The organism is Sinosporangium siamense (assembly GCF_016863435.1).
GTDB lineage: Bacteria > Actinomycetota > Actinomycetes > Streptosporangiales > Streptosporangiaceae > Sinosporangium > Sinosporangium siamense.
On the sequence record NZ_BOOW01000006.1, the window covers coordinates 521,993 to 538,121 of the forward strand.

Below are 16,129 nucleotides of genomic sequence, written 5' to 3' on the forward strand. Positions count from 1 at the left end.
CTAGGTCAGTTCCACTCCCAGCGGATGCCGTGCACCCCCGCCCGCGACTCGAACTCGAAGAGGTGGACGGTGTTCCAGTTGTCGATCCGCAGCTCCTGCAGGTCGGCCGCCGCGGTCTCGACGTTGGGCTGCCAGGTCTGGTAGCAGCGCGGCGGCACCGCGGCCTCGTCGAAGCGGATCTGCAGGAGGTATTCGCGGGTTGGGAAGCGGAAGCCACGGACATATTGCGTGGCTGCCGGGCCGCCGCCCGTGGTGGTGAACGCGTATTCCACCACGTAGGTCTCACCGCTCGTCAGCGGACGGTCGAACAGCAGCTCCGCCGCCGTCAGGCCGCGCGCGGGGTCGGACCGTATCCGCCCGATCCGGCACAGGTCGCTGGTGACGTCGATGGGGGCGACTCCTTCCTCGTTGTGGTGGATGGCGATGTACCGGTCGACGCCGTCGCAGCGTGCCCGGAACACCACTCGGGAGCGGGCGGCGAGCTCCTCGCGGCGGGGGCCGATGAGATAGCTCTCGTGGTGGCTGAGCGTCTCCAGCTGGCCGTCGACGGGGTTGTCGATGCCGTCGAGCAGCGAGCCCAGGCCGTGGTGGGCCTGGCAGACGTCCTGGTAGGTGAGGGAGCCGGGCACGTGCCCCAGCCAGCGTCCCCTCGGGCGGCGCGGGCCGATAAGAGTGACCAGGGAGTCGGGGGCGAGGTCGAGGATCTCCTCCAGGGCCCGCACCGCGAGCATCGAGCTCGGGCGCTCGGGACGGCTGATGCCGCGTTGCCAATAGCTGAGGCTCGCGACGCTGACGGGTATGCCGCGTTCGGCGAGCCTGGAATGTATACGTTCGAGGCTGAGGCCTCGGGATTGGATCGCGAGTTGAAGTGCTCGGTCGAAGGGGCCGGTGCGTAGGGCGTCGCCGAGAGCGGGATGCTCCTCCGGCGGCTTAGGTGGGTTAACACGCCGTGACATCGCAGGACTCCAGATGATGTCGTCAGCCTTACGGAGGCAACATCTTGTGGGAGGGAGCCCTGCGATGTCCATTATGAGCTAGTGAGGCGGATGTGGTGGGCCATTTGCCTCCAGTGGGTTATGGGGGGGATCGGTGTGCTTTGTGTTTTTTCGTTGTGCTTTGGCCGCACCTGCGGGTCGCGCGGGTGTCTGGCCGGCTGCCGGGCGAGGGCCGAAGGGTGATCGGTCCACCGCCGTCTTGTGAAACGGGTCTTGGGGTTGGCTCTTGCGGCCGGCTCTTATGGTTGGCCGCGCCTTATTGCGCGTTAGGGCCGAAGTTGCGCAGCATGCCGCGCACACCGACGGTGGTGCCCCCCCGGCGGGCACCACCGCTGTAGGCGCGGGACCCCTCGAAATATGTCCAGCCGCCGATCGTCTTGCCGGCCAGCGGCACGAAGGAACCACCCTGTTTGAGGCCGAAGTGCACGTGGTTGCTCCCGGCCGAGCCTCCGCAGGGGATGCGGGTGCTCGTCATGCCGAGATAATCTCCCATGCGCACCGGGGTGCCGTTGGGGCGTAGTTCCCGGGCCAGGTGGTAGTACTCGGTGGTCCACCCGTTGTCGTGAACGATCCTGATGTGTCCGCCGTTTCGGCACATGTCGTAGGCACGGCCGGACTGGGCGGCCAGCACCTGGTAGGCGCCGGATCCGAATGTTTTGTTGAGATCGATGGAGCTCCACGGCCGTGGCTGCCCGCTCCATCCGTGCGGTCCGCCGATGATCGCCCAGCTGTCGCCCACCGGATAGGGGAGCGACAGGCCCGTCGGGGCCATCGCGCTTTCCGCTGACTTCGCCGCGTTCCGCGCGTGGTTGACGAAGGTCTGCTTTTCCGCCTGCCCGACGAGCGCGTCCGGCGACTGCGCCACCAGATCGGCGAACGGCTGCGACCCCTCCAGGCCGATGGTCCACTCGCCGTTCACCTCCTTCGCGATGAACAACCATCCCTCCGGCGCGGTGTGATCGCCCTTGGCGACGGTGATCACGCTCGTGCCGAAGGCCCACGGCCCGTTTCGCCGCTGGACGTTCACCTGCGTCTGCTGCTGCCGCGCACTGAGCGCCGCCGCCGTCGTGCCACTGCGCCCGACCACCGCCGCGGCCACGGCGGCCTCAAGGCCGCGCTGCGGTTGTACGGCGGAGCCCTGACCTGTGCCGGCTCCGGGGTCCGCCGCGCTCGCGGGCCCGATGGGAACCGACAGGATCAGTGCGCTCATGGCGGCGGCGATCCGGAATCTGCCTCGCAACCTCATCGGCTGCTCCCTTCACGTGAGGGGGGTTGGGACGTGAGCGGGTTTTGCAGGAGATTCGGGTAATCGGTCCTGTCTGGGCAAGGGCCCTGTCGCGGGGGGCGGCAATACTCTTAATGCCGCTTCAACTCCTCCTTAACGGGGCGGCCGGGGGAGCTCCTCTAGCTGCGACGACGTGTGCGGTTTGATGGCCGGCCTTTCTCCTTCGTTGGAATTTAAGTGAATACGCTCGGCATCCGTGAGGAGCCTCTCATAACCGGCTCATGATGGCGTAACAGGTGAAAACCACCCTTAACCCATCCGCAGAGCGGCTGCGGGACAAGAGCAGGGAGGACCTCCATGGCCCTGGCATTACGGCGGCGGATGTCGGTCACCCTCGCGGTCATCCTCGGGTTCACCGCGTACGGTGCGCCCCAGGCCGCCGGGCAGACCCTCACCCCCCAGACGGGCACCGCCCTTACCCAGGCCGATGCGCAGGACGACCACGACGACGATGACGGTGACGACGACAGCGGGGACGATGACGATGACGACGACCGCCGCGTGAGTGGCGGCGGGGACGATGACGACGACCGGAGCGTTCCACGCGGGGGAGTGGAGACCGGCCTCGGCGGCGGCCACGACGACGACGATGACGACGATGACGACGACGGAGGCGTGCCCCGAGGCGGCGTGGCCACGGGGGCGGGCGGCGCGGCCGGCGACGACGATGACGAGGACAGGCGGGTTCCCCGCGGTGGCGTGGAGACCGGCGCCGGCGGGATGTGGAACGTTCAAGCGGCCGACCCCGTGCGTCTGCGCATCCCCGCCATCGGCGTGACCACCAAGGTCATCGCCCTCAGACTCGACGCCAAGGGCAAGCTCGTCGCGCCCAAACGCTACGACGTCGCCGGCTGGAACCGCCGCGGCCCCGAGCCCGGCGAGCGCGGCGCTGCCGTCATCGCCGGCCACGTCGACTCCAAATCGGGCCCGGCGGTGTTCTACCGGCTACGCCAGTTGCGCTCCGGCGACAAGGTCCACGTCGACCGCGCCGACGGCACGACCGTCACCTTCCGGGTGAGCGAACTGGCCCGATATTCCAAGAGCCGCGTCCCCTCGCGCACGGTGTACGGCGCGACCAAGGACGCCCAGCTCCGCCTGATCACGTGCGGCGGCTCCTTCGACAGCGAGAAGCGGAGCTACCGCGACAACATCGTGGTCTTCGCCCGTTGACGCGGGTCCATCCTCATCCAGGTGGCAGGGCCGTACGGATCACTCCGTACGGCCTTTACTCAATCCCGCGGCGGCGTACTCGGCCAGAGTGCGTGCGCGTCGCGAAAGGGCCAGGTGCTCAGGCCACACGGCCACCACCGATGTCTTGCCGGCACGTGGGCTGAGCGGCCGCTCGACGATGTGCCGGCCCTCAACGCTGACCGGCGACTGGTTTGGCCGCGACATCACCAGGCTGTAGCCGAGTCCGCGGCCGACCAGCGCGCGAACCAGTTCAAGGGTCGGCATCGACGTGGTGATGCGCGGATTGATGCCAAGCTCTCGGAAGATGCGATAAGTGTTCGCTGTGCTCGGCACGGAATCCAGCAAGATGAATGGATCGTCGGCAAGGCTGCGCAACTCGACCGCCGGCTGTCCTGCGAGAGGATGATCCGCGGGCAGGAGGGCTACGACCTCGGTGCGGTAAACGGGCAACTGCTGGAGCTTGGGCGGTAGGTCCATGTCATACACAACGGCGATGTCGAGCCGCCCGGATTCGAGCGCGGGCAGGATCTCGTCGTTGGGCCCCACGGTGACGGCGATCTCCACGGCCGGATGGATGCGGGGGAAGCCGTCCAGGAGCGGCGGCACGATTGTCGGCCCGAGTCCGGTGTAGCACCCGAGGTGCGCGGGCCCTCGCAACTCGCCGTCGGCACCGGCGAGGTCGCCGGCGATGGCGTCCGCGTCGTGGATGATTCGGCGGGCCCGCTCGGCCACGTGTCTCCCGGCGGGAGTCAGCGAGAACCCGCGCGCCTTTCTGCGGATGCACAGCTGCTCACCGACGGCGCGTTCGAGCTCCGTCACGGCGTGCGACAGGGCGGACTCAGACATTGACAGGGCGGCGGCGGCCGACGCGAGTGTTTCGTGGGCGGGCAACGCCGAGAAGAGTTCGAGTTGCCGCAGGGTCAGGCGAATCTGCATCTTCGACCCAATCGCGGATGTTGGCCGTTTTTCTTCACTTTACTCGCACATATGGTCGGTGCCACAGTCGCTTCAAGCCCGAGCGAGCCGAGAGGACGAGTCACATGAGTCAGAGGGGAACCGCAGCGCACGATGCATCCGAGACGTTCTCGGGCCCAGGCGACGCGCCGGTCGCCGATTGGGTGGACGCCGGAGACCTGTCCGCCGACCCGTACCCGGCGTACTCGAAACTGCGTGACCAGTCGCCTGTGGTCTGGGTGCCACTCGTCCGGAAGTTTCTGGTCACCTCCTTCGACGCCTGCCACACTGTCGAAAGCGACCAGGAGCTCTATTCGGCGGACGTGACGGGTGCGACGATGAACCGCGCGGTGGGCGGCCGGCCGATGCTCCGGAAGGACGGCCCCGATCATCGGACCGCCCGGGCGCCGATCAACCCTGTGTTGCGTCCTCGCAGCATTCGCGAGGCATGGGCGCCGATCTTCGAGCGCAACGCCCGGCGGCGGCTTGACGTGATGCGTGAGATAGGGCCTTCGGCGGCCGACCTGAACCGTGACTACGCGGCGCCGCTGGCCTCACAGAACCTCATCGACATGCTCGGCCTGCACGACGTCACGGTCGGCGACATGCAGCGGTGGTCCCACGCCTTCATCGCGGGCATAGGGAACGTCCTCGACGACGAGGAGACATGGACACGTTCCGAGCGGGCGTCCACGGAGGTCTCGCACCTTCTTGACGAACTGATTCCGTGGTATCGCGATCATCCGGACGCGTCGATGACATCCGCTTTCGCCAACTCGGATCTCTCAACAGCGGACGTCCACGCGAACATCAAGCTGGTTATCTCGGGCGGCATGAACGAGCCACAACACATGATCACGACCATCGTGTGGGCCCTCGACAAGCATCCCGACCAGAAGGCACGCGCCCTTGGCGGCGAGAGCCTGTGGCAGGACGTGTTCGACGAGGCCGCTCGATGGCGTTCGCCCATCGGGATGTATCCACGCGAGACCACCCGGCCATGCGAGCTCGCCGGCGTTCGCCTTCCTGCACGCGCACCGCTTGGAGTGGTCGTCGCGGCAGCCAACCGCGATCCCGAAGCCTTCGGCGCCGACGCGCACGAGTTCGACGTTCAGCGCCCCAAGCGGCCACACCTCGCCTTCGGGGACGGGGTCCATCTCTGCGCCGGTCATTGGGCGGCCCGCATTTCGATCGGCCAGATCGCGGTGCCACTCCTCTACCAGGAGCTTCCCACCCTGCGAATCGACCGGAACCGGCCGGCCACGTGGGAGGGGTGGGTCTTCCGCGGCCTGACCCAGTGCCCGGTGACCTGGGCTTGATGCACCGCACGGCGCCAAGAACCGGTCAGGCGGCGACGCGTAGCCTACGTCACTCGTGGTGGCGCTGAACGACCTCTTCGACCGCGTTCCCCTGCCGGGCTGATCGGGGGTATGGGGGCGCCCCGCCTTCCCAGCCGAGCCCGGCCCCAGCGCCGGCCGCCTCTCAGTCGGTTCTGCGGAACTGGGCGACCGCCATGAGCAGGAAGAACAGCCCGAGGACCGCCACGACCAGGATCTCCACCGCCACCGGCACGGTCCAGTCGCCCCAGGTGACCCCGGGGTTGTAGACCGCGTGGATCTCGGGTGACGCCTCGACCCGGGCGAACACGGCCTGGCGCACCGGGTCGACGGCATAGGTCAGCGGGTTGACCAGCGTGATGGTGCCGAGCCAGGACGGCAGGTTCGTCACGGGGAACAGCGCCCCGGACAGGAACGTCAGCGGCATGACCGCCATCTGGGACACGCCGAGGAACGCCTCCATGCTGGTGATGCGCGCCGCGACCATCGCCCCGAAGGCCGTCATCGTGAGCGCGATCAGGAAGACCAGGCCCGCCATCTGCAAGATGAGCACGGGGTCGTACGGCACGCCGACGAGACCGGCGACCGACATGATCGCCATGCCCTGGAGGGTGGCGACGAGGGCGCCGCCGAGGACCTTGCCGATCACGATCGCGGTGCGGCTTACCGGGGCCACGAGCATCTCGCGCAGGAAGCCGAACTCGCGGTCCCAGACGATCGAGGCGGCCGAGAACACCGAGGTGGAGACGACGATCATGGAGATGACACCGGGGAACATGAACGTCTGCAGATCGACGTCCCCGGGTCCGCCGGGCATGAGCGAACCGAAGCCCGAGCCCAGGACGAACAACCAGAGCACGGCCTGGAAGAGCATGGCGACGACGCGGTTACCGTCGTTGGCGAACCTGATCAGCTCGCGTTTGAGCACGATCTTGACGGCCCGCAGGTTGTGGCCGGTGCCTCGCCTCCCCACATGGGACGCGCGGGCCGGATGGGGCCGGGTGGCGGTCATGTCTCACCTCACCATCATGTGTTTCCAGCCCTCGTCCGGGCTCTGCTCCGCGTCGCGAATGGTCGTGCCGGTGTAATTGAGGAACACATCGTCGAGGGACGGGCCGGCCACGTTGACCGACTTGATCGGCACCCCGAGCTCGGTGAACAGGCGGGGCACGAACTTCTCACCCTCCGGGACCGCGAAGGTGACCGCTCCGTCGCGCAGGACGGCCTCGACGTTGAGGAATTCGCGCAGCGCCACGACCGCGGCCTCGTCGTCGGCGGTCTGAATGCGCAGGCGGTCGGCGCCGACGGAGGCTTTGAGGTTGCCGGGGCTGTCGAGCGCCACGATCGCGCCGTGATCCATGATGGCGATGCGATCGCAGTACTCCGCCTCCTCCATGTAGTGCGTCGTCATGAAGATGGTGAGCCGCTCGTGCTTGCGGAGGTCCTCGATGTACTTCCAGATCGCGGCCCGGGTCTGCGGGTCGAGGCCCACGGTGGGCTCGTCGAGGAACAACACGTCGGGGGAGTGCAGCAGGCCGCGTGCGATCTCCAGCCGCCGCCGCATGCCGCCCGAGTAGGTCTCGGCCTTGCTCTTTCTGCGCTCCCACAGGCCGACCATGTCGAGGACCTCCTTCACGCGGTCGTCGACGGTCTCCTTCGGCACGCCGTACAACTCCGCGTGGAAGCGGAGGTTCTGCTCGCCGGTGAGGTAGCCGTCCACGGTCGGGTCCTGGAACACCAGGCCGATCGACCGGCGCACCTCGTCGCGTTCGAGCACGACGTCGTAACCGGCGACCCACGCCGTGCCGCCGGTGGGCCGGGACAGGGTGCAGAGCATGTTGATCGTCGTGGTCTTGCCCGCGCCGTTGGGGCCGAGGAAGCCGAACACCTCGCCGCGTGCCACCTCGAAGTCGATGCCCTTGACCGCCTCGACTTCGTCGTACTTCTTGGCGAGTCCCTGGACGACGAGCGCCGCGCCGCCGTCCGGGCTCACGCCTGCCCCGTCCGGGGGGAGAAGAACGGGAGGAACGGGATGTCTCCCGGCGATGCCGCGGCGGCGACGGCCAGCAGCACACCGGCGCCGCCGGTCGCCAGGTCCATGGACAGCCGGAAGCCGAGGTTGCCGGGGAAGGCCACGTGGCCGCGGAACGCTATCGCGTGCCAGGAGAGTTCGCGCAGGTGGCGGTCGAGGGTCGTGCGGTCGTAGGTGATCTGGCGCATCCTTGCCAGTGTCGTGATGTGGCCGCTCTTGCCGCGGAAGAGCCCCGACTGGACCGAAAGCCGCCCGGAGCAGGCGTGCAGCAGCCTGGGCAGCGCTTCGCGCATGCGGTCGTCGTCGCGGTAGTGCGCCAGTTCGTCGATGACGAGTGCGATGCCCGCGCTGCCGATCTCCAGATAGGGCATCATCCGCACATTGGCCTCCTCCACCATGAGAGCGCCGTGCGAGTTGACCACGCACAGGTCGAGGTCGCGGTGGACCGCCTGAAGCGCGAGGTCGAGGTAGGCGGTGTCCGACGTCTCCTCATACAGCCGGATGAGGAAGAGCGCCACGCCGGACCACCCGCGCATCAGCCCGGCCTCGACGGACCTGGGGGCGGGGGGCCGCTCCGGCCTGAGGTGGGGGCGGCCCTCGCGCACCGCGCCGGCGAGGCGTTCCGCGATCGCGATCGCCTTCTCACGGTGGGCGCCGTCGCCGTGGCGGCGGCCGAAGTGCAGGTGTGCGGCGCCGATCCCGGCGAGCCCGGAGAAGAGCGTCATACCGCAGTGCTCGGGGGCCGGGTGGCGTTCCAGCAGGTCGGCGGCCTCGTCCTCGTGGCCCAGGTAATCCAGTGTGTAGGCGAGCCCGGCGACGCCGTCGTAGAAGCCGGGCCGTGGCGCCCGGGATCTGTTCACCGCCTCGATCAGCCACTTCTCGTGGTCGGGGAACCTGCCGTGGCCGGTGACGTCGAGAGCCCACAACACGCCGGCGGCGCCGTAGGCGAAGGAGAGCCCGCCGGAGACGAACTGCTGCACGTCGCCGGGGAACAGGCGGTCCTGCCGTTCGGGGGTCGCCGTGCTGAGGATGCCTTCGGCGATGGATCCGCCCACCGCGTCCCAGTCGACGACCGGGGCGTGCACGTCGACGGGGTTCGCCTCCTCCGCCTGCGCGCCTGCGTGCCCGGCGGGGGCGAGCTCCTTGAGGATCCGCTCCGCCCAGCCGGGAGGGACGGGGAAGTTGTCGGTCATGACCCGGACGAGCTGGAAGACCTTGCTCGGCTGGAGCACCGAGATCTTGCTGAAGGACAGGAAGACGGCCAGGCGCACCGCCTCCAGCGCGTGCGTGTCGAGCGCCACGCCCGTTTTGCCGCGGCCGACGAAGCCGGTGGCGCCCAGTCCCGGACGCCAGTCCGTCCACGACGTATCGAACGCCAGTTCGAAATCGACTAACGCGGCCGTGCCGTCGGGGCGCACGAGCACATTGCCCAGATGCAGGTCGCCGAAGGCGACATCCCGCTCGTGGATGGCGCCGAGCAGGGCTTCGAGGCTGTCCATGAGCCTCACCGCCTTGCGGGTGTAGTCCGCGAGTTCGTCTTGCGTGGCCTCGGCTTTGACCACCCAGGGGTGCTGCGTGCCGATCCACACGGCGAGCGGCTCGCCCTCGACGAACTCCTCCGCCAGGAACATGTGGTCGTCGACGGAGAACTCGTCGTACCACCGCGGGACGCCGTCGATCCCTTCCAGCTTCCGGAGCGCCCAGCTCTCGGTCTTGAGCCGGTGCTGGGAGTCGAGGTGGTTGTTGTCCAGAGCGGTGTGCGGCCGCGCCTCCTTGAGTACGGCGGTGACCCCGTCGGTCTGCCGAGTGGCGACGTAGACGCCTCCCGCGTTGGAGAAGTGCAGGGCGCGCTCGACGCGATAGGGCGGTCCCTGGCCGGCCTTGCGGCTCTTCCTGGCCTCGGCGTGCGGACGGAGGACCTCCGGCAGCGGCGCCCACGAGGGGGGATCGAAGTACGGCTTGCGCCTGTCGGGCACCAGGGTGCCGTCCGGGTGGCGGATCGCGAGTGCGGTCTCCCCGCTCTCGTCCACGCACCGCATCTCCGTGAAGCCGCCGTACCGCACATACAGCGGACCCCCGCCATAGCGGAGATCGCTGAGGATGTACGGCCCGGTCTCGCCCTCGGTGAGCGCGGACAACTCGCGCAAGGTGGTGGACAGCTCTTCCTCGTCCGCCGGATAGATGGTGATCAGCTTGCTGCCCGACCCGCGCGGTGTGTACTTCGCGTTGAAGACCAGCAGCATGTTGCGGTTGAGCAGGTGCTTGAACGGGATCCTCCGCGGCACGCAGTAGTCCCAGACCGCGGTGCAGAGGCGGTCGGCGTTCTCCAGCGTGGCCGAGACGTGGATCTTCCACCCCTGCTCGGGCCCGGGGCGGTCGTCCGGTCGCATCGACTGCCAGACGGTCCGGGGCGCCCTGGTCCACCCCGCCGGGGTGGGCCGGGAGGAGACGGTGAACTCGCCGTCGGCGATGTATCCCGCCCCCTGCCGCCACAGGCTCGCGTCTTCGAAGAAGAGAGGATCGGCCAGCGTGTAGATCTGCATCAGCTCGTGCTGCATGTGTCTCCTCTCGCGGGCGCGGGCCCGGACGTCCGGCGGGTCACGTGGTAGGCCCCGGGGCCTCGTCGCCTGCGGTCTCCGCTGCCAGGTCGCGCCGGAGCCCCTCGACGAGCTCGATCACCTTCCACAGCGGCGGGGCGCCCGCGGCGTCCTTCCGGCCCGTGGTCGCGCTGGTGGCCGCCTGAGTCGGGGCCACCACCACATTGGGGCGCTCCTCCAGCGACTTCAGGTGACCGGTGAACGTCGGGTTCCGCAGGGCGCCGGGCGGCAGCGAGGGGGCCACGGCGATGGGGGAGGGGGTGCACTGCAGGGCCAGCAGCGCGGGGGTGTCGGCGAGGCCGAGGGCGAGCCGGGACACGAAATTCATGCAGGCGGGGTAGACGATGACGCTGTCGCTCCACTCCGTGAGCCGCACGTGCAGGGCCTGCGCCTGCGGTTCGGCCGGCCAGCGGTCGCTGATCGTCTCGCGGCCCACGAGCACGCTCAGCGCGTGCGAGCTGACGAACTGCTCCGCGCTCCTGGTGAGCACGACCTCCACCTCAAGCTCCGGATAGGAGGAGGTCAGCCAGGTGAGCCAGAACGGGAGCTGCATCACCGAGATGGCGCCGCTGCCCACGACGAGCAGACGGCGTGCGCCGAACTCGGGAACCTGGCGTGCGTTCATATCCGCGACCCCGTGTGATTCCGCAGCTTCTCGAACGGTCTGCGCGCCAGCCATTTGACGCTCTCCACGAAGTAGACCCAGCGGGTCACCGTGTATTCCTCTTCCGGCTCTTCCTGCGGAGCGCCGTCGATGAGCCGGGAGAGGAGTCCTGCGCCCTGCTCCTCCCACATCTGCCGGCGGACGGAGTAGATGTAGACGTCCCACAGCCGGCCGCGGAAGAACATGTGCTGGGGAAGGGTGGCCTCCCGTGTCGCCGTCCTGCTCATGGCGCCGAAGCGGGCCAGGCTGGCGTCGGTCGTCATGAAATAGACCTTCCTGAGTTCGCCCCAGCGGGTGAACGCGTAGTTCATGAGCAGCATCATCGCCTCGCCGCCGACGCCGTATCCGGCCCGCTCCTGGTCAAGGAAGATGCCGGCCTGGATGTGCCCGGCCGGATCGAGGCCCTGTAAGGAGGCGAAACCCACCGTCTCGTCGGACTGCCGGGCTCTGACGACGAACTGCACATCGACCCAGTCGTTGTCGAATGACGCGACGAACGATTCCAGTGGGGGCAGGCTGTGCAGACCGAGCTTCAGCAGAAGCCGATAGAGCGTGGTCGCGTCCTTGGCGTCGGCGGGGACAAGAGCCGTCCGCGGAGTCTCGACATGGAGAATGAGCACGTGCCGCCCCCTGGACTTCTCACTCGAATTTGAAAATCGGATTTCAAACCCGCTCAACAGGTCATGGCCCCTGCGGTTTCCCGGAGACGTGATTTCAGGGACGCCGGTGATTTGCCGATCAACTCTGCCGAGAAGCATATGGCTTCCGCCTCGGACGCATCGGTCGCATCGGTCGCAGAAGCATCAGACGGCCGAACACTAGTTTTGGACGCCGCGCCGAGTCAATTGGGCCGCATGGCAGGCCCGCGTGGCGCTCGCCCCCGCCTCCCCCTGTTTTCCAGTGAAGTCTTGCCGTGAGCGTCTCGCCGGCGGGACGTGGCGCCGGCGAAATTCTCCGGCGGCGGCGCCGGCTGGAAACGTCCGCCCGCGGTGAGTGCCGGCGTCAGGGCGCCGAGCCGGTGCCGGCGGTGCGCATCTCCGATGTTCAACCGGCCCGCGTGGTCCACCGTACGCGTGCGCCGGCCTCGCGTCGGACCGGGCCGCCCGGCCGGGGGCGGGGGAGCGGAGCCGATCACCCGCTGCTCCGCCGAGGCTTTCCCGGGCGTCCGGCCGGCGCGTTGACGGGTTATTTCGCTTGGTGTGGGATCGGCGTTTTACCAGTTTTCGGCCGTGGTGCTGCATTTCCCCGCGTGGGATTCCGTACGGCTTTTCGAGCGATGGCTGTTGATTAAACAGAGCGGATATGTCAGCTTTTATTTGCCGACGCGGTCCGAATGGCCTGGCCCCCTCGGCCGGCCACTTCGACCGGGGAAGAATGAAAAGGAGGTGTGACCATGGACCTGTCCAACATTCTCGAGCTCCAGGAGCTTGAGCCGGCGCCCGAGTACGCGGAGCTGCCCGGTAGCAACAACAGCACGATCACCTGCTGATAACCATCGGTGTGGGGGGTCATCCGCGATGATCCCCCACACCGGTGGGCTGTTGTGGTTCGGCCGGGGATTACCGGCCGGGCCTGGATACGAAAAGATGAGGCCCTGGCGGTGAGATCCGGTATGTGCCATGCTGGGCATCTGACGTCGCCAAACTGATCAGAAGTCGAGAATTCGGACTTTTGTTACTACTGGGCGACTAATCGGTCTTTACGGGCTGGTCGTCTTGTCTGTCAGGAAGACCGTGTGATCAACTTGGCGTCATGAGCGACGCGGTTCTGGCCTGCGATGGCCTACGAAAGCAATACGGCCAGATGGTCGCGGTAGACGGCATTGGGTTCTCCATCGCCGAGGGGGAGACGTATGGTCTCCTCGGTCCGAACGGCGCGGGAAAGACGACATCGATCGCGATGATCGTCGGTGTGCTCGCGCGCGATGCCGGCGATGTGCTGATCGACGGGCAGAAACACGATGTCAACAGCGTCAAGACGAAATCGCTGATCGGTTATGTGCCCCAGGAGATGGCCCTCTACCCCGACCTCACGGCCCGGCAGAACCTCCGCTTCTTCGGTCGCATGTATGGCTTGAGCAGGAACGACATCAAGCGCAAGACGGATGAGGTGCTTGAGATCATCGGGCTCGCCGACCGCGCCGACGAGACCATCGGCGGGTTCTCCGGCGGCATGATGCGCCGGCTCAACATCGGTGTCGGCCTCATCCACCGGCCACGCCTGCTGATCCTCGACGAGCCGACCGTGGGAGTCGACCCGCAGAGCCGCAACGCCATCCTCGACAGCGTCGAGCAACTGGCCGGCGAGGGCGTCGCGGTGCTCTACACCACCCACTACATGGAAGAGGCCGAGCGCCTCTGCGACCGTGTCGGCATCGTCGACAAGGGCCGGATGCAGGCCGAGGGCACACGCCGGGAGTTAGTCGCCATGGTCGGCGAGCACGACCGGGTGACGCTCACCGCCGAGGGAGACCTGGCCCGCGCCGCCGCGGCCCTGCGTGAGATGCCGGAGGCCAGGCAGGTCAGCCATGACGAATCCAGGATCGAGCTCATGGTTCCCGAGGCCGGTGTCGTGCTGGCGCGGGCCCTTCACGAGGTGACGGAGGCGGGGGTCACGGTGCGCTCGGTCGAGGTGCGCGAGCCCGATCTGGAAGCGGTCTTCCTCCACCTCACCGGCAAGGCCCTGCGGGACTGACGCGACTGCTACCTGAGCCGGAGAGCGACGATGCGTGCCATCACAATCATTCTTTTCAAGGATCTGGCGCAGCGTGCCAGGGACAGCACACTGTTCGTGTTCGCCATCGGGCTTCCCCTCGGCATGGCGTTCGTCCTCAACCTCATCCTGGGAGGCGGGGGAAACTCGTTCACCGCGAAATACGCGCTCGTGGACGCGGACCGGGGCCCGATCGCGCAGGTCTTCACCGAGCAGGTCCTCGTGCCCTTGGAGAAACAGGGAACCCTCTCGCTGCGCAGGGTGGCCACGGCCGAGGAGGCCGGCCGGCTGACCGAGAGCCAGGAGGTCCAGGCGGCCTTCGTCCTGCCCGCGGGGTTCTCCGCCGGAGTGCAGGCAGGGGCCCCGGCCACCATTCAGGTGGTCGGCAGCGTCGACGCGCCCGTGGCGGTCCAGGTCGCGCGGGAGATCGGCGAGGCCTTCGCCACCGACCTGCGCTCGGTGCAACTGGCGGTCACGGTCGCGGGCGGGGCCACGCTGACGCAGGAGCAGCGTGAGCAGATCGCCGAACGCGCGCGGACCGTCGCCGCCCCCCTGTCGGTGCGGGACGACAGCAACGTCGCCACGAGGGAACTCGACACCACCACGTTCTACGCGGCGGGCATGGCGATGTTCTTCCTCTTCTTCTCCGTGGTGTTCAGCGTGACCAGCCTGTTCGACGAGCGCCGCTCCGGCACGCTGGCGAGGCTGCTCGCCGCGCCGATCCCGCGCTCGGCGATCCTCGCCGGCAAGCTGCTGAGCGGCGTGCTCGTGGGCATCGTGAGCACCGCGATCCTCGTCGTGGCCTCAAGCCTGCTGATGGGCGCGCGCTGGGGCGATCCGCTCGGGGTTGGGATCCTGATAGTCGCCGCGGTCCTCGCCGCGACCGGCATGATGGCCGCCGTCGCGACCTTCGCCCGCACCTCCGAGCAGGCGTCGAACTGGCAGTCGGTGATCGCGATGATCCTTGGCATGCTCGGGGGTGTCTTCTTCCCCGTCGCCAACCTCGGCTCGCTCGCCACCATCACCTTCGCGACCCCGCACGGCTGGTTCCTGCGCGGGCTCTCGGATCTCGCCGGCGGAGGGTCGCTCTCGGCGATCCTCGTGCCGACGCTCGCCCTGCTGGCGTTCGCCGTGGTCGGCTTCGCGATGGCCTTGTTGCGTGTGGGAAGGATGCTCCAGTCATGAAGGTTCTCGCCATCGCGATGGTGAACCTGCGCCGGGTTTTCCGCGAGAAGACCAACATCTTCTTCATCGTCATCACGCCGATCGCGACCGTCTTGATGATGGGCCTGCTCTTCGGCGGTGGTCAGGAAGTCCGGCTGGGTGTCGTGTCGGGGCCGGGTCCGCTGGCCGAGCGCCTGGTCAAGGCCGTGTCCGAGGGGGAGCGCATCCGCATCGAGCGGGTCGGCTCCGAGGCCGAGCTGCGCTCCCAGATCGAGCGCGGCGTCATCCAGGCCGGCCTCACCCTCCCGGCGAACTACGACCAGGAGCTTCTGGCCGGCCGGAACGTCGCCGTCAGCTTCGTGGCCAGACCGGGCGACCCGCAGGCGCTCGAACTCGGCGTGTGGGTGCGCTCCGTCGGCGGCCAGGAGGGCGCGCTGCTCCGCGCCGCGCGGTTCGGGACGGCCGAGGGCAAGGGCTCCTTCGAGCAGACCCTGGCGGCGGCGGAGAAGGCGACCGTGCCCGGAATCGAGATCTCGGTGCGGACGACAGGCAAGGCCCTCTTCCCCGCGGGGTTCAACTCCTTCGCCCTGTCGGCCCCGTCGCTGATGATCATGTTCATGTTCCTCACCTCCCTGACCGCGGCCATCGGCATCATCGAGACCCGCCTGCTCGGCGTCTCCCGGCGCATGTACTCCACCCCGACACCGGTCGGAGTCCTGGTGGCGGGGGAGTCGCTCGGCAGGATCCTGATCGCCTTGGTACAGGGCCTCCTGGTGATGATCGGCTCCGCGCTGATCTTCGGCGTCAACTGGGGCGACCCGTTCGCCGCCGCCGTGTTGCTGGTGGTCTTCTCCCTGGTGGGCGGAGGCGCCGCCCTGCTCCTCGGCTCGGTCTTCCACGTCCCCGGCCCCGCGATCTCCCTCGCCCTGCTCCTCGGCCTGGGCCTCGCCGCGCTCGGCGGGGTGATGGTGCCACTGGAGTCGTTCAGCGGAACGATGCAGGCGATCGCCCACATCACACCACACGCATGGGCATACGAGGCGTTCGCCGAGCTTGTACGGCACGGCGGCGGCGTGGCCGACATCCTGCCGCAACTGGGCGTCCTCCTCGCCTTCGCCGCGGTCCTCTTCGGCATCGGCATGTCCAGGCTGCGCCAGGCCCTCATCCACTAAAGGCACGCTCCTCTCCTGCCGCGACA

The 16,129-nt window shown here is 68.1% G+C and carries 14 protein-coding genes; 5 read left to right on the forward strand and 9 right to left on the reverse strand.

What is annotated here, in order from left to right; genetic code table 11:
* Window positions 1-5 precede the first annotated feature (5 nt).
* The 3 genes from Ssi02_RS04325 to Ssi02_RS04335 all read right to left on the reverse strand — a co-directional run bounded on the left by Ssi02_RS04325 (window position 6) and on the right by Ssi02_RS04335 (window position 3,015).
* Entirely contained in the window at window positions 6-956 is a 951-nt protein-coding gene (locus Ssi02_RS04325) for a hypothetical protein (RefSeq protein ID WP_204021189.1), read from the reverse strand.
* 295 nt (window positions 957-1,251) lie between these two features.
* Window positions 1,252-2,241, reverse strand: coding sequence for a M23 family metallopeptidase (locus Ssi02_RS04330; protein ID WP_204021191.1), 990 nt, complete (start codon window positions 2,239-2,241; stop codon window positions 1,252-1,254).
* A gap of 348 nt (window positions 2,242-2,589) precedes the next feature.
* On the reverse strand, window positions 2,590-3,015 hold the full coding sequence (locus Ssi02_RS04335) for a hypothetical protein (RefSeq protein ID WP_204021193.1): 426 nt from the start codon (window positions 3,013-3,015) through the stop codon (window positions 2,590-2,592).
* 12 nt (window positions 3,016-3,027) lie between these two features.
* On the opposite strand from Ssi02_RS04335, the gene Ssi02_RS04340 reads away from it, so the two are divergent.
* Window positions 3,028-3,450 (forward strand): class F sortase, encoded by a 423-nt coding sequence (locus tag Ssi02_RS04340; RefSeq protein ID WP_204021195.1) that lies wholly within the window; start codon window positions 3,028-3,030, stop codon window positions 3,448-3,450.
* Between the two features lie 39 nt (window positions 3,451-3,489).
* Here Ssi02_RS04340 and Ssi02_RS04345 read toward each other — a convergent pair whose 3' ends face one another.
* Window positions 3,490-4,407, reverse strand: coding sequence for a LysR family transcriptional regulator (locus Ssi02_RS04345; protein WP_204021197.1), 918 nt, complete (start codon window positions 4,405-4,407; stop codon window positions 3,490-3,492).
* 104 nt (window positions 4,408-4,511) lie between these two features.
* Between Ssi02_RS04345 and Ssi02_RS04350 the strand changes: the two genes are divergently transcribed.
* On the forward strand, window positions 4,512-5,744 hold the full coding sequence (locus Ssi02_RS04350; protein ID WP_204021199.1) for a cytochrome P450: 1,233 nt from the start codon (window positions 4,512-4,514) through the stop codon (window positions 5,742-5,744).
* A 163-nt stretch (window positions 5,745-5,907) separates the two neighbouring features.
* Here the strand turns inward: Ssi02_RS04350 and Ssi02_RS04355 are convergent, their stop codons facing one another.
* From Ssi02_RS04355 to Ssi02_RS04375, 5 genes are read right to left on the reverse strand one after another with little or no spacing between them, the layout of a single operon-like run.
* Complete coding sequence (locus tag Ssi02_RS04355) at window positions 5,908-6,774, reverse strand: ABC transporter permease (protein WP_204021201.1); 867 nt, start codon at window positions 6,772-6,774, stop codon at window positions 5,908-5,910.
* Between the two features lie 3 nt (window positions 6,775-6,777).
* Complete coding sequence (locus tag Ssi02_RS04360; RefSeq protein ID WP_204021203.1) at window positions 6,778-7,755, reverse strand: ATP-binding cassette domain-containing protein; 978 nt, start codon at window positions 7,753-7,755, stop codon at window positions 6,778-6,780.
* The gene (lanKC, locus tag Ssi02_RS04365) at window positions 7,752-10,352 is read right to left on the reverse strand and encodes a class III lanthionine synthetase LanKC (protein ID WP_204021205.1); all 2,601 of its coding nucleotides are present in this window, start codon (window positions 10,350-10,352) and stop codon (window positions 7,752-7,754) included. The genes Ssi02_RS04360 and lanKC overlap by 4 nt, the downstream gene beginning before the upstream one ends.
* 40 nt (window positions 10,353-10,392) lie before the next feature.
* Window positions 10,393-11,016 (reverse strand): flavoprotein, encoded by a 624-nt coding sequence (locus tag Ssi02_RS04370; RefSeq protein WP_204021207.1) that lies wholly within the window; start codon window positions 11,014-11,016, stop codon window positions 10,393-10,395.
* The gene (locus tag Ssi02_RS04375; RefSeq protein ID WP_204021209.1) at window positions 11,013-11,675 is read right to left on the reverse strand and encodes a GNAT family N-acetyltransferase; all 663 of its coding nucleotides are present in this window, start codon (window positions 11,673-11,675) and stop codon (window positions 11,013-11,015) included. Before Ssi02_RS04375 ends, Ssi02_RS04370 begins: the two co-directional genes overlap by 4 nt.
* Window positions 11,676-12,807: 1,132 nt before the next feature.
* Between Ssi02_RS04375 and Ssi02_RS04380 the strand changes: the two genes are divergently transcribed.
* The 3 genes from Ssi02_RS04380 to Ssi02_RS04390 are packed head-to-tail and all read left to right on the forward strand — an operon-like array spanning window position 12,808 to window position 16,103.
* The gene (locus tag Ssi02_RS04380) at window positions 12,808-13,749 is read left to right on the forward strand and encodes an ABC transporter ATP-binding protein (protein ID WP_204021211.1); all 942 of its coding nucleotides are present in this window, start codon (window positions 12,808-12,810) and stop codon (window positions 13,747-13,749) included.
* Between the two features lie 30 nt (window positions 13,750-13,779).
* Window positions 13,780-14,952 (forward strand): ABC transporter permease, encoded by a 1,173-nt coding sequence (locus tag Ssi02_RS04385; RefSeq protein ID WP_204021213.1) that lies wholly within the window; start codon window positions 13,780-13,782, stop codon window positions 14,950-14,952.
* Window positions 14,949-16,103: an ABC transporter permease gene (locus Ssi02_RS04390; protein ID WP_204021215.1), complete on the forward strand. Its 1,155-nt coding sequence runs from the start codon at window positions 14,949-14,951 to the stop codon at window positions 16,101-16,103. Before Ssi02_RS04385 ends, Ssi02_RS04390 begins: the two co-directional genes overlap by 4 nt.
* Window positions 16,104-16,129 lie beyond the last annotated feature (26 nt).